This is a genomic window from Xanthomonas prunicola, assembly GCF_002846205.1.
GTDB classification, from domain to species: Bacteria; Pseudomonadota; Gammaproteobacteria; order Xanthomonadales; family Xanthomonadaceae; genus Xanthomonas; species Xanthomonas prunicola.
In genome coordinates this window covers 1-569 of sequence record NZ_PHKV01000073.1, presented here as the reverse complement: position 1 = coordinate 569, position 569 = coordinate 1, and the positions used below count along the sequence as shown (strand labels likewise).

The window sequence follows — 569 nt, the reverse complement described above, 5'->3', positions numbered from 1 at the left end:
AGTTCTTTGTTCTTGGCGTATTTCTTTTCCAAGATTGAGATCTTGCGAGCGACTTCCTGCATCGCGCCGGTCGTTTCTTCGACTTGACGCGTCAGTTCCCGCTCGCGCTGGCCAGAAAAGTCATGCGTCTGCAATTGCTCCTTGGTCAGCTCTTCTGATCGGGTGAGCGCACGCTTGATCGTCTCATCGGACAAAGAGCGACCCGCTTCGTCGGTGATGTCGGCTGACAGCTCCGCAAGCACTTGGCCCTTCTTGACCAAGGCATTGGGCTTCAATGTCGTCGACAGGATGAGGCCAGGCGTTCCACTGCGGATATCCACTCGCCCATGTGTCGAAATGATCTGGCCCGACACGTGCTCCCGCTTGGAGTAGGACGCGGTCAGAACAAACGTGGCCAGCAAGAGGAAAAGCGCACACCCACAGCCAATCCAGATCCGGATGGACGAAGGAAACGCATCTTTTAGGTCGCCGAGTGTGGAAGTTGTCTCCGGCCCCTTCCGCTTGCGAAAGAGCGGTTGTTCTGCGTCATCCGTCTGACCTGACTCGCTATCCATAGCACCTACACTTCG

The 569-nt window shown here is 56.2% G+C and carries 1 pseudogene; it reads right to left on the bottom strand.

From position 1 onward, the window contains the following. Positions 1-554 (bottom strand): annotated as a pseudogene (locus XpruCFBP8353_RS23095) (multidrug transporter); the annotation flags it as partial. Positions 555-569 lie beyond the last annotated feature (15 nt).